The organism is Paraburkholderia metrosideri (genome assembly GCF_904848625.1).
In the GTDB taxonomy this organism is placed as follows: Bacteria; Pseudomonadota; Gammaproteobacteria; order Burkholderiales; family Burkholderiaceae; genus Paraburkholderia; species Paraburkholderia metrosideri.
Map to the genome: position 1 here is coordinate 218067 of NZ_CAJHCP010000003.1, position 16279 is coordinate 234345.

A 16279-nucleotide genomic window follows, 5' to 3' on the forward strand; every position below is an offset into this window, starting at 1 on the left:
CCGTCTTCAGATGAACAGCCAGCTTGCCGTTCATAACTGGAAAGGTGTGGCGCCAGTACTTCGCATTCCCGCAATAACGGTGGCGTCTGGCCCCATGACGGTTAAAATCAGGAAACGACGCGCCTCGCCCGGCCGTTACCCCGGACCACGATGGCGGCGGATCGTCACTCGCTTGCAGAGGGTCGGCACAGCGCCAGCGCGCTGCCATGAATGAGCTTGTTGCATGTCACAGCCAGACGGATCAGAGGGTCGATGAACAGAACAACCTTGCGCCAGGTAACCGGTCCGATCAGCTTCGTGCTGATCGTGCTGGTTTGCTGGTTCGTGGCAGGCATGGTCGCGGACCGGATGGTACAGCAAGAGCTGGACGCTGCCCTGCGCACGCAGCGGCAAATGTCCGCATCGGTTGTCGACAACATGGCCGAGGTGATTGCCAGCGACCTCGCCATGTCTCGCGCTATCCCCGCAACCATGGCCGAATTGGACGTGGTCCAGCGCGCCCTGGTGCAATCCCAGAATTATGCCGCGAACAGCGAAGCGGCGGAACCCGCTCTGCGCGCCGCATTGCTAAAAGACCGCCAGATGACCACCGTGAGCAACTTCCTGCACGACGCGCAGGGCTTCTCCGGGCTCGATCAGATCTGGCTGGTCAATACCAACGGCATCTGCGTGGCGTCGAGCGACTCGACCAACAATCCGCAGGCGGCCGAGCGCTCGTTTGTCGGCATCGACATGCGCACGCGGGCCTATCTGACGAATGCGCTGCTCGGTGCATTCTCGGAAGCCTATGGTGTGGGCCGCTCGAGCGGCGAGCCCGGCATCTTCATCGCCGCGCCGGTGTATGCGGACGGCCTGCTGGTCGGCGTGGTGGTCGCGAAGGTAGGGATCGCGCGTTTGCGCCACTGGGTCGCGCACGAGGGCACCTTCGTCGCCGACGAGAACGGCGTGATCATCATGGCGCATAACAGCGAACTCGAAGGCCACACGCTGCCCAACTCCCACGTCACCCAGATGAGCGCCGCCGACCGCAAGCTGATCTATCACCGCGACGTGTTCCCCGATATGGAGATTCGCGTCGATACACAGGTTCGCGAAGAGGCGCCGTGGGTGCCGGCGGCCGTCGCCGGGCAGTTGTTCGGGATGAGCGAGCAGCCGGCGCCGTCGCTGTATCAGGCTCGCAATGGCCTGAACTCGGGCCTGTCCGCGCATCTGGTCGACCCGCTCGCAGCGTGGCCCGAACTGCTGCGCAATCACAAACGCGATCATCTGCTGGTGTTCCTGACGCTGGCCGGCACGGTCGCGCTGGCGTGGGTCATCACGGTGTCGTATGTGCGCGAGCGGCGCCACCATCGCGCCACGCGCGATCTGGCGGAACAATTGCAATCGGCCAACACCCTGCTGTCGGCGGAGGCTCGCCACGACGCGCTGACTGGCGCGTTGTCGCGACGCTACTTTCTCGACCTGTTGCGGCGGGAGATCGAGCGCGCTCATGCGAGCCACGAACCGCTCTGCATGGCAATTGCCGACCTCGACCACTTCAAGCAGATCAACGACCGCTTCGGCCATGCGGCCGGCGACCGCGCGCTCGAACATTTCGTCGACACATGCCGGGCCGAGCTTCGCAATGCCGACTCGATTGGCCGGCTTGGCGGCGAAGAGTTCGGCTTGCTGCTGCCGGTCACGAATCTCGCCGACGGACGCGAGGTGGTCGAACGCTTGCGGCTGCGTCTGAAGGCGGTTCCTTCGCCGAAGCTTCCGCCTTCGGTGGGGCTGAGCGTCAGCATCGGCATCACCGAACTGTCGCCCGACGATTTGCCCGAGCGGATCGTGAGCCGCGCCGACACCGCGCTCTACGCGGCGAAATCGGGCGGCCGCGACCGCACCGAAGCGCTGCCGCCCGACGACACCGCGCCACCCACCCGCACGGTGGCCAGCGTCCTATAGCGTCTGCCGAGGCCGCTCTGCAGCGTCCGATATTCGCTCAGGCGAACCCTGCTCAGCTATGTGCATAAGCTGACACAACGCAACCATCGCCCGAACATCGGCACCGGGCTTTCCGTGATGAAGCAGGTATCATCAACCCTGATTTCGAGGTTGCCGCTACCGCTTTAACGGGAGATTCGCATGAAGGGAAATTTGGTGATCGTCTGTCGCGATCAGGACGCTAACGCATTCGACCATCTGCTGGCTGAATATGGTGCTTTCCAGACGCGCCTGTCGTCGACCGCGTGGTATCTGAAACTGGCTGTCGCGCCGGAACTGATTCAGGAGGAGATACTCGCGCGCCTCGGCAAATACACCACGCACTATATTTTCGAGGCTGAAACGGTGACGTGGAATACGGTGGATAGCGACGCGGCGAATGCGTTGAATACACTGTTTTCAGACTGACGCAGCGGGGAAGGCCCGGTGAAACATCCGGACGTCACGTCCGGATATCGAACTCAAGGTGCAGATGCGCAGCGCCTGCACCGGGCAGTTTCCACGAGACTGTAGATACCGCGTTAAATACTGCCCGGCTCTAATAATAGCTACCACGCACTTTCCGACACTGCCGCCACTCGCGGCACCACGTCGAACGGAAAGCTCATCAGCACTCGCAAACCACGGCCGCCGTGGTTGCCGATTTCCCACTCCCCGCCTGCACGCCGCACCAGCCGCTCGACGATGGCCAGACCGAGCCCGCTGTGGCCATTGCCGCCGCGCGCCGGATCGAGCCGCACGAAAGGCCGGCTGGCATTGATCAGATCCTGCGGCGCGATGCCTTTGCCGTTATCGCTGACCGCCAGCGTAAAGCCTTGCGACGTGCGCGCCGTGGTGACGGTAATGGGCGGCGCACCATACGCGTGTGCATTGTCGAGCAAGTTGGACAGAATCCGGTCGAGCGTGGCGGCGGGCAGCAGGAACGTTGCCCCCGCATTGAGTTCGGTCAGCACGGTCGGCGCACCGGCGGCGACCGCACGATAACTGCGCACCACGCGTTCGCACTGCGCGTCCACTTCGACGGCCTCGCTGCGATCGGCGCCGTCGTGCGCAAACACCAGAAACTGCTCGACGATATGCGTCATTGAATCGACGTCGCGCACTACGCCGTCGCGCATCTTCACTTCATCCATCATTTCGGCGCGCAGCCGCAAACGCGCCAGCGGCGTTTTCAGATCGTGCGCGACACCGGCGAGCATCACCGCGCGATCGTTTTCCGTGCGCGCCACTTCCTGCACCATCTGATTGAAGCCATGCGTCAGTTGACGCAATTCTCGTGGACCGCGCTCCGGCACCGGGGGCACCGGCAAGCCCCGGCCAAAACGCGCGACCGCCTGGGCCAGACTGCGCAGCGGCTGCTGCAACGCCCACGCAGCGAACAGCGCGGCCATCACTGCAAACGAGAAAATGATGACGAGCCACAGCACCGTACGGTCGAGCGAACGCGGCATGCGCAGCGGCTGCATGGGGACGACGATCCAGCTGTGATCGGTCGCGGCGCGCACCCATAGCTCAGGCGGTTTGCCTGGCACCCCAACCCGCACCTGGGTGCCCGACGGCATGCGATCGCGCACGTCCTCGACGAAACGTTCGAGCGGCGGCGGCATTTCCGCGGCCTCGGGGGGCACTTCCGGGCTCGTCGGATCGACCAGCTTCACGCGCGACGGCAACGGTTGATCCGGCGTACGGGCGACGTGCTGGCGCACTGCGTCGACGAGAAACGTGGCCTCTTCGACCGCGTAGCGCGTTTGCAGCTGCGAGCGTTCGAGCCGCATCAGCGAGTACCACGCGAAATGCGACAGCAGCAATACTGCGACGACTAGCAGCGCCAGCCGTCCGAACAGGGAATCAATGGGCCGACGCATGTTGCTCGCCGTCAGGGACGAACACGTAACCGCGGCCGCGCACGGTCTGAATGAAGCGCGGCGTGGAAGGGTCCGTTTCGAGAATGCGGCGCAGGCGCCACACCTGCACGTCGATGCCACGGTCGGTGCCGTCGTATTCGGGACCGTGCAGCAGTTCAAGCAGGCGTTCACGCGTGAGCGTGCGCATGGGGTGATTGACGAAAATCTTCAGCAATGCAAATTCACTGCCCGACAGCGTGAGCGGCTTGTCTTCCAGATGCAGCGTGCGCGACTGGAAGTCGAGTGTGAAGCGGCCGAAGTTGAACGGCTCGCGCTGTTCCGGCGCCGCCGCCGACGGCAACGTGCGACGCCGCCGCAGCACCGCCTGCACACGCGCCAGCAGCTCGCGCGGATTGAACGGCTTGCCGAGGTAGTCGTCTGCGCCGAGTTCGAGCCCGACGATCCGGTCGACGTCGTCTGCACGCGCGGTCAGCATGATGACGGGAATGTCGTCGCCCGATGCGCGCAGCTTGCGCAGCGCCGTAAGGCCGTCGACGCCAGGCATCATCAGATCCAGCACGATCAGATCTGGACGCTCACGTTCGAGCCTGCGCTCGAGCGAGCCGGCGTCATGCAGCACCGATACTTCGATGCCCTGGCGGGCCAGATAGTCGCGCAGCAGATCGCGCAATTCGACGTCGTCGTCGACAACAAGTATTTGAGTAGCCATGGATTGAAGTTTAACGCGCAGCAGGAATGGTTTTAGTTAACCGACACCCCTCAAGGGTTACCGGGTGTTACGGTGAAAGGCGCACGTAATTCTCCGTAATAGCGGTGGGAAGCCGCGTAACACAGCGAAGAGCGAGCTTCTCTACGCTGTGACTTACCGAATGCAGGCCGAACACATTAACGGTTGCATCGTCGGCTATTCCATTACAAGGAGCCTTACATGTCCACCAAAAAGATGTCGCGCGTTCTCGCCGTTGCCGCCACTGCCCTCGCCATCGGCGCAGGCGCCGCCTATGCCGCCCAACCCGCCGGACAGGCAGGTCACGGCGGCCCCGGCGGCTGGCATGGCCACTTCATGAAGCAACTGACCCAGTTGCACGACCAGCTGAAGCTGAACGCTGATCAGGAAAAGCAGTGGCAAGCCGCGCTCGACACGATGAAGCAGGGTCACGAAGCCATGCGCGCGAATCACAAGCAGATGAAAGACCAGTTCAAGGCTGCGCAGCAACAGCCGATCCTGGATCTGAACGCAATGGCCAGCGCGCATCAGCAGGTCGAACAGAAAGACGCGCAACTGCGTCAGCAGACCACCGACGCGTGGCTCTCGTTCTACAACGGCCTGAACGATCAGCAGAAAACTATTGTGAGCACGGCGCTGAAGCAGCGCTTCGCGAAGATGGAAGCGCGTCACGAGCATATGCGCGAGCGCTGGGAACAGCATAACCACAAGGGCGCAGCGTCGGCGCCGGCCGCCAGCCAGTAAGCGGCTTGCCTGCCAGGCCAGGCGGGCTTACCCAGCCGTCTGGCCAATGCAAAACGCCACGGAGGATCTCCGTGGCGTTTCTGTTTGTGCGTCGACTGCTGACCCGCACCTTTATCTGTTACTTGCGCTTCTCAGCCCGACACACGCGGCGCATCAGCGTTGCGTGTTCACAGCGCGTTCAGCCATTGAGCTGACCCAGATCGAACAGCAACACTTCCGCGTCCTCACCCTGCTCCAGCGTAACGACGTCGGTGTCGCTGAGCTTGGCTGCGTCGCCGGCTTGCAACGCCTGACCGTTCACCGTCACCGCACCGCGTGCAACGTGTACATAAGCCAGACGCCCCTTCGGCAGCGCAAAGGTCGCGCTCTCCGCGCCATCGAGCAAGCCGGCGTAGATCGATGCGTCTGCGTGAATCGTCACCGAACCGTCGCGGCCATCGGGCGATGCGACGACCCGCAGGCGGCCGCGTTTGTCGGCGGCGTCGAAGCGCTTTTCCTCGTAACCGGGCTGATCGCCCGCGCGCTGCGGAATCACCCAGATCTGCAACAGGTGCGTAGTGTCGTTCGGCAACGCGTTGAATTCGCTGTGCTGCACGCCCGTGCCCGCGCTCATACGCTGCACGTCGCCGGGACGGATCGTCGACCCGTTGCCCATACTGTCGCGATGCGCCAGCGCGCCTTCGAGCACGTAGGTGACGATCTCCATGTCACGATGGCCGTGCGTGCCGAACCCCTGGCCACCGGCGATGCGGTCTTCGTTGATCACCCGCAGCGGCCCGAAATGCACGTGTTGCGGGTCGCGGTAGTCGGCGAACGAGAAGCTGTGATACGAGTCGAGCCAGCCGTGGTTAGCGTGGCCGCGTTCTTCGGAACGGCGAATCTCGATCATGGTGGGGCTCCCAATCTAATAGTAAATAGCGATGTCGAGAATGTAGGGGCAGCGCCCCCGCTAAACAATCGTGCGCGAGCGCACCGGACCGTCCTAAAAATCCGTGCAATCGGGCTGCGACGCGTGGCGAGCCGGCCGTCGCCTGCCTGACGCGGCGGCGGACGGCTCGCCTCGCCAGGCGCCTCACACCGAATCAGCCCAGCCGCGAACCTGATAAACGCCGCCCGCACACAGCGTACGGAAACCGCCTGAAATCCGCCCGAACACCGCCGCGGTGGCCTTCAGCGTCGCGCACGCACAACGCGCCGAGCCGCGAGTTGGCCCCCGTCCGCGCGCCGGACTGGCGCCTCGCCACTCTTCGGGTAAAATACCGCGCTTTTCAAGACGCGTGGGCGCTGACAGCGCGCCGGCGGGTCCGGCCAGGCCAGCGGCGGCGACATCGCAGCGGGATCGCAATAGCTTTGTGGGCCGCGCCAGACTTCCTCGATGCGTCAGAAAGTCGGCGGCGGGCCTTGGCAGCATCCCGTGCGGCATGACATTTTTGACCGCCTAGAATAGCGACGGTCGGCCAGGCGCCGGCGGTCGTCGAGTTCAAGCCATCACGACGATCAGTTTGATCCAGGAGAAACATGAAGAAGTTCGCACTGTGCGTGGCGCTTGCGTTCGTGGCCACCAGCGCGATGGCGAAAGAGTGGAAAACCGTGCGCATCGGGGTGGACGCCAGCTACCCGCCGTTTGAATCGAAGGCGCCGAGCGGTGACGTAATCGGCTTCGACGCCGATCTTACCCGCGCGCTCTGTGCACGGATGAACGTGAAGTGCGTCTGGGTCGAATCGGATCTGGACGGCATCATCCCGGCACTCAAGGGCAAGAAGTTCGACGCGATCGTGTCGTCGCTGACCATCACGGACAAGCGCCGAGAGCAGATCGACTTCTCCGACAAGCTGTTCGACGCCCCCGCCCGCATGATCGCCAAGGCAGGCTCGCCGTTGCTGCCCACGGCTGAATCGCTGAAAGGCAAGAGCGTCGGCGTCGAGCAGGGTTCGACCCAGGAAGCCTACGCAAAAGTCTGGTGGGAACCCAAAGGCGTGACCGTGGTGCCCTACCAGAATCAGGATCAGGTCTATGCCGACCTCGCCTCGGGACGTCTCGACGCCGCCTTGCAGGACGAAGTGCAGGCCGACGCCGGTTTCCTGAAGACGCCGCGCGGTAAGGGCTTTGCGTGGGCCGGCCCGGAAGTGAAGGACCCGAAAACGATCGGCGAAGGCACGGCCATCGGCTTGCGCAAAAGCGATACCGACCTGAAGGCGATGTTCAATCAGGCGTTAGCGCAGGTTCATCAGGACGGCACGTTCAGGAAGCTCGAGAAGCAGTACTTCGACTTCGAAATTTACCCCGGGCGTTAATCGGCGGGGCAAGTCGAAGCGCGGAACTGCGCTGGGCCGGAACGAGTCGCGAGCTATGCGGAGTCACGCTCAGGCGGCCAGTTGCGCCGCCCTCCGCAACGGCAGCACGCGGCAGGCAGTACTCCGCAGCATCCCGCAGCACCCGCGAAACTCGGGGCTCGCCCGCATGGGCTTTCCTCGGGCTTCGTAATACAGTCGTCAGCAGTAGATTCAAAACAGGTTCGGGACGAGAGTCCAACAAGCGCGCTGCAAGGCCGGCAACGTCCATGCAGTCATGATTTGCACAGCGGTGCGCTGTGCGCCGCACAGCTCACGAGCCCCGGCTCGCGACCCACGCGGCGCAAAGCTGGCCGCGTCTTTCGCGGTGTGCCGCAAACGCATCGTCAAGGACCCTCTATGTTCCTTCAAGGCTACGGCCCGCTGCTTCTCAACGGCACTTGGCAAACCGTCAAACTGGCGGTGTTGTCACTGGCGTTCGCTTTCGTGCTGGGCCTGCTCGGCGCGGCGGCGAAACTGTCGAAGAACCGCTTCTCGTATAGCGTCGGCACGGTGTACACGACCCTCGTGCGCGGCGTGCCCGATCTGGTGCTGATGCTGCTGCTGTTCTACAGCCTGCAGATCTGGCTGAACAACCTGACCGACGTGCTCGGCTGGGAACAGATCGACATCGACCCATTCGTGGCGGGTGTCGCGGTGCTCGGCTTCATTTATGGCGCGTACTTTACCGAGACCTTCCGCGGCGCGTTTCTCGCGGTGCCGCGCGGCCAGCTCGAAGCGGGCGCGGCCTACGGCATGACCAACTGGCAGGTGTTCTCACGCGTCATGTTCCCGCAGATGATGCGCTTCGCGCTGCCCGGCATCGGCAATAACTGGCAGGTGATGGTCAAGGCCACCGCGCTGGTGTCGATCATCGGTCTGGCCGACGTGGTCAAGGCGTCGCAGGACGCCGGCAAGGGCACGTTGCGGTTCTTCTTTTTCACTTTGCTCGCAGGGGCGATCTATCTCGTCATCACCACAGTGTCGAACTTCGTGCTGATGTACCTCGAAAAGCGTTACTCGACCGGCGTGCGAAAGGCGGATCTATGATCGAGATCATTCAGGAATACTGGCGCAACTATCTGTTCACCGACGGCTACCGCTTCACCGGCCTCGCGATCACGTTGTGGCTGCTGGTGGTGTCGATCGGACTGGGCTTCTGCCTGTCGGTGCCGCTCGCGGTGGCACGCGTGTCGAAGAAGAAATGGCTCTCCGGCCTCGTGTGGCTGTATACATATATCTTTCGCGGCACGCCGCTGTACGTGCAACTGCTGCTCTGCTACACCGGTCTGTATAGCCTCGACATCATCCGCAATAACGAGTTGACCAACGCGTTCTTCCGCGACGGCATGCATTGCACGCTGCTCGCGTTCACGCTGAACACCTGCGCGTACACCACCGAAATCTTCGCTGGCGCGATCAAGGCAACGCCGTATGGCGAGATCGAAGCGGCACGTGCATACGGCATGTCGTCGTTCACGTTGTACCGTCGCGTGATCCTGCCGTCGGCACTGCGTCGCGCACTGCCCTACTACAGCAACGAAGTGATCCTGATGCTGCACGCCACTACCGTCGCATTCACCGCGACCGTGCCGGACATCCTCAAGATTGCACGTGACGTGAACTCCGCCACGTACCAGTCGTTCAATGCGTTCGGTATCGCCGCCCTGCTTTACCTCTGTATTTCTTTTGCGCTCGTGTGGCTGTTCCGCCGCGCCGAGCGTCGCTGGCTCGCTTACCTGCGGCCGCAAGGCAAGTAACCCTGGGCCATAAGCCCTCTGCAAGTAAGCTCGTCAAGGACCCTGATGAACACCAAGAAGCAGAAGCTCTTCGTCGACGAGCTTCACAAAAAATACGGCGATAACGAAGTTCTCAAAGGCGTGTCGCTCAAAGCCAATGCCGGCGATGTGATTAGCGTGATCGGCTCGTCCGGTTCGGGTAAGAGCACGATGCTTCGCTGCATCAACTTTCTCGAACAGCCGAACTCGGGACGGATCTTTGTCGACGGCGAAGAAGTCCGCACGCAGATCGGCAAGGGTGGCGCGCTGCGCGTGTCCGACCCGAAGCAGTTGCAGCGCGTGCGCACCAGATTGTCGATGGTGTTCCAGCACTTCAACCTGTGGTCGCACATGAACGTGCTCGAGAACATCATCGAGGCGCCGATCAATGTGCTGGGCCTGAAGCGCAAGGAAGCCGAAGAGCGCGCCCGCGAATATCTGGAGAAGGTGGGTCTCGCGCCGCGTCTTGAGAAGCAGTATCCGTCGCATCTGTCGGGCGGTCAGCAGCAACGGGTGGCGATTGCCCGCGCGCTGGCGATGCATCCCGACGTGATGTTGTTCGACGAGCCGACGTCCGCACTCGACCCCGAACTGGTCGGCGAAGTCCTCAAGGTCATGCAGACGCTCGCCGAGGAAGGCCGCACGATGATCGTCGTCACGCACGAAATGGCGTTCGCGCGCAACGTATCGAATCACGTGATGTTCCTGCATCAAGGCCGGGTTGAAGAAGAAGGCCATCCTGACGAAGTATTCAGGAACACGAAGAGTGATCGCCTGAAGCAATTCCTTTCCGGCAGCCTCAAATAGATAATGCGTTGAATATGACTTCAAGCCCGCTATTTGGGCCGTAGTCGCAGTAGCATTACAAGGCGCTTACGAGCGCCTTTTTTGTTTCGTTTCACTATGCATTTTGGGTATTTCGGCCACGAAACGCCCGTCCCTGCGAAGCTTATTCGCTCTCTTTGCGCCCTACTCCGCCGTTTTCAAAGCGTCAATAGTGACAATCCTTAAGATTGCCCTCCGCCAACCGCGAATCCCTTGCCGGATAAGGATTTAAGCGGTTTCCACGGAGGCGGCAACGGGTCGTTGCACACATTCTTATTGCAATTTGGAGACACCCTCTCGGGCAGGTACTAATTTCTTCTCCCATAGAAGTGTATTTTTGATAAATTAGTAACCAAAGTAGCAAAACAAAGTTGAATTAAAGTAGTTTTACTTCAAAGCACAGAGGAGAACCGGTCGGCGAGGGATCGGCATGACGACGAGATGGCCTTAAGGCTACACGTCACGGCAGGACACCCAATCCACCCGCTAATCTCCCTGGTACGTACCGATTTCTGTTCGGCGCTGCATGCGTCCGAACACCATTCGCAGTACTGGGTTTACTTTTTGACAGGGTATGGAGGAGAAGATGAAGAAAGCTTTGCTCGCCGCGGCGCTGATGTCAGCTGGCGTTGTCGCACACGCTCAAAGCAGCGTGACGCTGTATGGCCGCCTTGATGCAGGCATTGAATACATGTCGGGCGTTCCGACGGGCGCAGCCGCAAACGGCTCGGCTACGGGAAGCTCCAACCGCTGGAAAGCAGAAAGCGGCGACTGGGGTACCAGCCTGTGGGGTATGAAGGGCGTTGAAGACATCGGTGGCGGCAACAAGGTCCTGTTCCAGTTGGAAGGCTCGTTCAACACGATGACGGGCGCAGGCCCTGGCGGTGGCGGTCTCTTCAATCGTTGGGCAACTGTTGGCCTGTCGAACGACCAGTACGGTACGTTCACGTTGGGCCGCATGCTCTTCATCTCGAACGGCGTGTGGGACTTCGACCCGTTCGGTCAGTCGAACTGGTCGTCGGCATCGCTGGTGCGTGGCCGCAACTGGCCGCAATCGAGCAACAACTTCGCGTACCAGTCGCCGAAGGTCGCAGGCTTTGACTTCTACGGTCAATACGCGCTGTCGAATGCAACGAGCTTCAACGGTAATGGCTCGACCCCGCAAGGCCGTGAGGCTGGCGGACAGATCACCTACACGAACTCGCTGTTCCAGATTCGCGGCATGTATGACGAAATCCGCAATCCGGCCAATGGCGGTCTGTGGGGCGGCAATCCTGCTCAAGCCGGTATCAATACGGACAACACGGGCAACGGCGTGTTCGCGGCATCGCGTGAATACTCGGCCATGTTCAACGTGTTCCTCGGCCAGTTCAAGATTCAGGGCGCTTACCAGGCTGTCCGTTCGGCAGGTGCTACCGGTGTTCTGCCGGGCACGCCGACCACGCTCGATCATGAATGGGGTGGTGTGACGTGGCAAGCAACGCCGGCTGCAGCGCTGATCGCAGCGGTGTACCACGTGAACGCCAACAACGGCGGCGGCAATGCGACGATCTACACGGTTGGTGGTTCGTACAACCTGTCGAAGCGCACGCTGCTGGACCTGCAAGCAGCAACGGTACGTAACAGCCGCGGTGCGAACTTCGGTCTGAATGCGAACAACGCAGGCTACGCTGCCTCAACGGATAACCCGCTGCAAGGCCGCGCACAGTCGGGCGTGTACGCAGGTATTCAACACTCGTTCTAAATGGACGATGGGCCCCGAAGGAATTTCCTTCCGGGCCCAATCAAGATTTCTTCAAGAAGAATCTTTTTCACGCTGCTGCGAGAGGCGCGTATCGGTGCGATGCTCGAAAGGGTATTGCACCGTTTTTTATTTGGGCGCACGGTTTTGTTCCGCTGACTGTGAATTCGCCGCACCGGATCGGTGCGCACGAGATTCGAGTCTGCCGGCAATAAAACCGTGCGCTTAACTTTTGCTTTAAAACGCTGCTTTAACGTTATTGCGAAGTCGGGTGCTTCACACTGCCGCTTCGTTTTCTTCGCCAGTCCGGATACGGATCACGCGCTCGACTTCCGCGACAAAAATCTTGCCGTCGCCAATCTTGCCCGTGCGCGCCGCGCCGATGATCGCATCGATCACCTGATCGCACTGGTTGTCTGCGACCACGACCTCGATCTTCACTTTCGGCAGAAAGTCGACCACGTACTCTGCACCACGATAGAGCTCGGTATGCCCTTTCTGGCGGCCAAAGCCTTTGACTTCGGTAACGGTCAGCCCGGTGAGGCCGACTTCAGCGAGCGCCTCGCGCACTTCGTCGAGTTTGAACGGTTTGATGACTGCAGTGATGCGCTTCATGGCGAACCTCGTCTCGTGATAGGAAGAGTGAAAGGGAAATGGATGATTTTTATTCTACGCCGCGCCGGATGCATTGCGGCATTCCGGCGTGCGGTTCGGGCTTTGCTGTGAGTCTTGCGTTGAGTTCGGCAAGCGTAACGCCGTGACTCACTCCACCGGTTCGGTATAGCGCGACGTAATCGGATAACGCCAGTCGCGGCCAAACGCGCGATGCGTGACGCGAATGCCGATCGGCGCCTGACGACGCTTGTATTCGTTGATCTTGATGAGCCGCGTGACACGCTTCACGTCGTCGACCGCATAACCTGCCGCGATGATCTCCGCGAGCGAGCGATCCTCTTCCATGTACATGCGCATGATCGCGTCGAGCACATCGTATTCGGGCAGGCTGTCCTGGTCGGTCTGGTTTTCGCGCAGTTCTGCCGACGGCGCGCGCGTCAGAATCCGCTCGGGAATCACGTCCTGCTGGCTGAACGTGGTGGCCTGATTGCGGTAGTGGCACAGCTTGTAGACCAGCGTTTTCGCGATGTCCTTGATCACCGCGAAGCCGCCGGCCATGTCGCCGTACAGCGTGCAATAGCCGACTGCCATCTCGCTCTTGTTGCCGGTGGTCAGCACGATCGAACCGAACTTGTTCGACAGTGCCATCAGCAACGTGCCGCGAATGCGGGCCTGGATGTTCTCTTCGGTGGCGTCTTCGGCGCGGCCCGCGAACTCATCGGCGAGCGAGCTGCGGAACGCGTCGAACATCGGCGCAATCGCGATTTCGTCGTAGCGCACGCCGACGCGGCGTGCCATCTCGGCGGCGTCGGTGGTCGAGATGTCGGCGGTATAGCGCGACGGCATCATCACCGCGCGCACGCGATCCGCGCCGAGCGCGTCGCATGCGACTGCCAGCACGAGTGCCGAATCCACGCCGCCCGACAAGCCGATCAACGCACCCGGGAAGCCGTTCTTGTTGATGTAGTCGCGCACGCCCATCACGAGCGCCGCGTACACCTGCGCTTCGAGCGACTGCTCCGGCGCGATCGCGGCAGGCAACGGCTTGCCGTTGTCGAACTCGACAATCGCGGTCGCCTCTTCGAACTGCGCCATCTTCGCAACCAGTTCGCCTTGCGCGTCGAGCACGAACGAACCGCCGTCGAACACCAGTTCGTCCTGTGCGCCGACCATGTTCACATAGACCATCGGCAGGCCGGTCTCGCGGATTCGCGCGCGCAGAATGTCGAAGCGCACCGCTTCCTTGTTCAGGTGATACGGCGAGCCGTTCGGAATCAGCACGACTTGTGCGCCCGCCGCCTTCGCCATTTGCGCGGCCGATGCATGCCATGCGTCTTCGCAGATCACCACGCCGTACTTCACGCCGTCCAGTTCGAACACGAACGGTTGCGGGTCGGACGCGAAGTAACGCTTCTCGTCGAACACTTCGGTATTCGGCAAATCCTGCTTGCGATAGGTGCCCTTCACTTCCCCGTCGACGATCAGCGACGCCGCGTTGAACGTGTCGACCGGCGGCACGCCGCGCTCGATTGGCGCGTTTGCATTACCATGGCCGTGCGCTACGTCTCTTAGCGGATGGCCGACGATCACATGCAAGCCGGTAAACGGTTTGAGTTGCGCGGCAAGGTCGGCCAACGCGGCGGCGCTTGCGGTATAGAACGCGGGACGCAGCAGCAGATCTTCAGGTGGATAGCCGGACAGCGCGAGTTCAGGTGCGATTAGCAGCTTCGCACCATCGTTGTGCGCAGAGCGCGCGGCAGCGACAATCTTCGCGACGTTGCCGGCGAAGTCGCCGACGGTGACATTGATTTGAGCAAGAGCGATTCGGGTCTTCATGGCAGGATCGACGGGCAAGCGACACAGGCTTGCGAGTACCGCAGCTGGTTAGTTCGAAGGAACGGACAAATCGGATAAACAAACGACGCTGCGTTTGATAGGCCCTCACAGGCCTTTAACGCACTGCGTCGCTCATTCGGAACAGTCACACAGATTGAACCAGGAACGCTTTGATTATCGCACGGGCATTCTCGCGTCGCCCTCCGAGGTGGACGCCGCCGAATGGAATGCCCTCCTCGCGCAGCAGTCGCAACCCACGCCGTTTTTGCGGCACGAGTTCCTGAGCGCGTTGCACGCGACTCGTTGTGCGGTCGCCGATACTGGCTGGGCGCCGCAATTCGTCACGCTCACCGATCCGCGCACGGACAAACTCGCGGCGGCCGCGCCCGTGTATCTGAAGGGGCACTCGTACGGAGAATACGTTTTCGATTGGGCCTGGGCGGATGCGTATAAACGCAACGGTCTGCCCTATTACCCGAAGCTGTTGTGCGCAGTGCCGTTCACGCCGGTGCAGGGCAACCGTTTGTTGTCGACCGACGCGCATGCGTTGCGGCATCTCGCGGCCACGCTGATGGCGTTTGCCGAACAGGCCGACGTGTCGTCGCTGCACGTGCTGTTTCCGACCGAGACCGAAGCGACTGCGCTGACCGATCTCGGCATGATGCAGCGGGAGGGCGTGCAGTTTCACTGGCTCAACGACGGCTATCGCGACTTCGACGATTTCCTGTCGACGCTCGAACAGAAGAAGCGCAAGAACATTCGCGCGGAGCGTCGCAAGGTGCAGGAAGCGGGTGTAACGATGCGCCGGATTCGCGGCGAGGACATTCAGGACGCGGACTGGCGCTTCTTCAGCAAGTGTTATCGGCAGACTTACCGCGAGCACTTTTCGAGTCCGTATCTGAACCTCGATTTCTTCCGGATGATCGGTGCGTCGATGCCGGAAAACCTGTTGCTCGTGATCGCCGAATACGAGGGCAAGCGGATTGCGAGCTCGCTGGTGGTGTATCAGCGCGATGGGAAAAACGGCGGCACCTTGTATGGCCGTTACTGGGGCGCGCTGGAACATGTGCCGTGTCTGCACTTCGAAACTGCGTACTATCAGCCGCTCGAATTCTGCATTGAAGAAAAGCTCGGGGTGTTCGAAGGTGGGGCTCAGGGCGAGCACAAGATGGCGCGCGGGTTTCTGCCCACTGTGACGCGCTCCGCGCATTGGCTCGCCCATCCCGCTTTCGCCGATGCGGTGGGCCACTTTCTCGACAACGAAAAGAACAGCATCCACGCGTACGTGGACGAGCTGCGCGAACACAATCCGTTCAAAGGCTGAAGCGCATTTATGGCGTGGTTTCTTTATCTGCTCGAATGCTCGGATGGCAGCATCTACACGGGCATCGCCACCGACGTGCAGGCGCGTTTCGACAAACACGTGAGCGGCGAAGGCGCGCGTTATACGCGCTCGCGCAAGCCGGTGCGAGTGCTGACGTCGTTTGAACTCGCGGACCGGTCGAAGGCGTCGACAGCGGAGTATTGGGTGAAGCGCTTGACGGCGGTCGATAAGCGCGCGCTGGCGGCGGGGTTGAGGACGTTGGAGTCGGTGTTGCCGGAGGTGGTGCCGGAGCCGGAGCTAAACGCTGAGCTAGAAGCGACGGCGGCGCCGATTGATGCGCAGGTTGCTGAAGAAGCGGATGAGCAGCCCGGCGTCTCATAACGGAGCGGTGAGCTTCTTCCGTCGTCGGCTCGTGCGTTCACCTCACCGTCGCGATACTGCTGCGCTGCGATGAGCCGAACGTACCGCCGTCAAACCGTCTTGCCCAAGACCCACCAACCGTAGAAGCCA

Annotated in this window: 15 protein-coding genes; 10 read left to right on the top strand and 5 right to left on the bottom strand. The window is 61.5% G+C overall.

Features of this window, described 5'->3' with window-relative positions; all coding sequences use genetic code 11:
* The first annotated feature begins 252 nt into the window (after positions 1-252).
* A complete protein-coding gene (locus tag LMG28727_RS06830; RefSeq protein WP_201641555.1) occupies positions 253-1944 on the top strand; it encodes a sensor domain-containing diguanylate cyclase in 1692 nt (563 codons plus the stop codon).
* 180 nt (positions 1945-2124) lie between these two features.
* Entirely contained in the window at positions 2125-2391 is a 267-nt protein-coding gene (locus LMG28727_RS06835) for a hypothetical protein (protein WP_201641556.1), read from the top strand.
* Positions 2392-2531: 140 nt separating this feature from the next.
* Here LMG28727_RS06835 and LMG28727_RS06840 read toward each other — a convergent pair whose 3' ends face one another.
* Together LMG28727_RS06840 and LMG28727_RS06845 are read right to left on the bottom strand one after the other, a co-directional pair.
* Complete coding sequence (locus LMG28727_RS06840) at positions 2532-3848, bottom strand: ATP-binding protein (RefSeq protein ID WP_201641557.1); 1317 nt, start codon at positions 3846-3848, stop codon at positions 2532-2534.
* On the bottom strand, positions 3832-4557 hold the full coding sequence (locus LMG28727_RS06845) for a response regulator (protein WP_007175815.1): 726 nt from the start codon (positions 4555-4557) through the stop codon (positions 3832-3834). Before LMG28727_RS06845 ends, LMG28727_RS06840 begins: the two co-directional genes overlap by 17 nt.
* A 219-nt stretch (positions 4558-4776) precedes the next feature.
* Between LMG28727_RS06845 and LMG28727_RS06850 the strand changes: the two genes are divergently transcribed.
* Positions 4777-5319, top strand: coding sequence for a periplasmic heavy metal sensor (locus LMG28727_RS06850; protein ID WP_201641558.1), 543 nt, complete (start codon positions 4777-4779; stop codon positions 5317-5319).
* Between the two features lie 178 nt (positions 5320-5497).
* Here LMG28727_RS06850 and LMG28727_RS06855 read toward each other — a convergent pair whose 3' ends face one another.
* The gene (locus LMG28727_RS06855) at positions 5498-6208 is read right to left on the bottom strand and encodes a pirin family protein (RefSeq protein ID WP_201641559.1); all 711 of its coding nucleotides are present in this window, start codon (positions 6206-6208) and stop codon (positions 5498-5500) included.
* 629 nt (positions 6209-6837) lie between these two features.
* On the opposite strand from LMG28727_RS06855, the gene LMG28727_RS06860 reads away from it, so the two are divergent.
* The 5 genes from LMG28727_RS06860 to LMG28727_RS06880 all read left to right on the top strand — a co-directional run bounded on the left by LMG28727_RS06860 (position 6838) and on the right by LMG28727_RS06880 (position 11997).
* Positions 6838-7614, top strand: coding sequence for an ABC transporter substrate-binding protein (locus tag LMG28727_RS06860; protein ID WP_201641560.1), 777 nt, complete (start codon positions 6838-6840; stop codon positions 7612-7614).
* A gap of 396 nt (positions 7615-8010) precedes the next feature.
* The gene (locus LMG28727_RS06865; protein WP_201641561.1) at positions 8011-8700 is read left to right on the top strand and encodes an ABC transporter permease; all 690 of its coding nucleotides are present in this window, start codon (positions 8011-8013) and stop codon (positions 8698-8700) included.
* Positions 8697-9410 (top strand): ABC transporter permease, encoded by a 714-nt coding sequence (locus tag LMG28727_RS06870; protein ID WP_201641562.1) that lies wholly within the window; start codon positions 8697-8699, stop codon positions 9408-9410. Before LMG28727_RS06865 ends, LMG28727_RS06870 begins: the two co-directional genes overlap by 4 nt.
* 45 nt (positions 9411-9455) lie before the next feature.
* The gene (locus LMG28727_RS06875; protein WP_201641563.1) at positions 9456-10235 is read left to right on the top strand and encodes an ABC transporter ATP-binding protein; all 780 of its coding nucleotides are present in this window, start codon (positions 9456-9458) and stop codon (positions 10233-10235) included.
* 604 nt (positions 10236-10839) lie between these two features.
* On the top strand, positions 10840-11997 hold the full coding sequence (locus LMG28727_RS06880) for a porin (protein ID WP_201641564.1): 1158 nt from the start codon (positions 10840-10842) through the stop codon (positions 11995-11997).
* A 273-nt stretch (positions 11998-12270) separates the two neighbouring features.
* On the opposite strand, the gene glnK is transcribed toward LMG28727_RS06880, so the two are convergent.
* Both glnK and LMG28727_RS06890 read right to left on the bottom strand, forming a co-directional pair.
* Positions 12271-12609: a P-II family nitrogen regulator gene (gene glnK / locus LMG28727_RS06885; RefSeq protein ID WP_074763377.1), complete on the bottom strand. Its 339-nt coding sequence runs from the start codon at positions 12607-12609 to the stop codon at positions 12271-12273.
* Between the two features lie 147 nt (positions 12610-12756).
* Positions 12757-14445, bottom strand: coding sequence for an NAD+ synthase (locus tag LMG28727_RS06890; protein ID WP_201641565.1), 1689 nt, complete (start codon positions 14443-14445; stop codon positions 12757-12759).
* A gap of 154 nt (positions 14446-14599) precedes the next feature.
* Here LMG28727_RS06890 and LMG28727_RS06895 point away from each other — a divergent pair, with 154 nt between their 5' ends.
* Both LMG28727_RS06895 and LMG28727_RS06900 read left to right on the top strand, forming a co-directional pair.
* Positions 14600-15769 (top strand): GNAT family N-acetyltransferase, encoded by a 1170-nt coding sequence (locus tag LMG28727_RS06895; protein ID WP_201641566.1) that lies wholly within the window; start codon positions 14600-14602, stop codon positions 15767-15769.
* Positions 15770-15778: 9 nt separating this feature from the next.
* Positions 15779-16150 (top strand): GIY-YIG nuclease family protein, encoded by a 372-nt coding sequence (locus LMG28727_RS06900; protein WP_201641567.1) that lies wholly within the window; start codon positions 15779-15781, stop codon positions 16148-16150.
* Positions 16151-16279 lie beyond the last annotated feature (129 nt).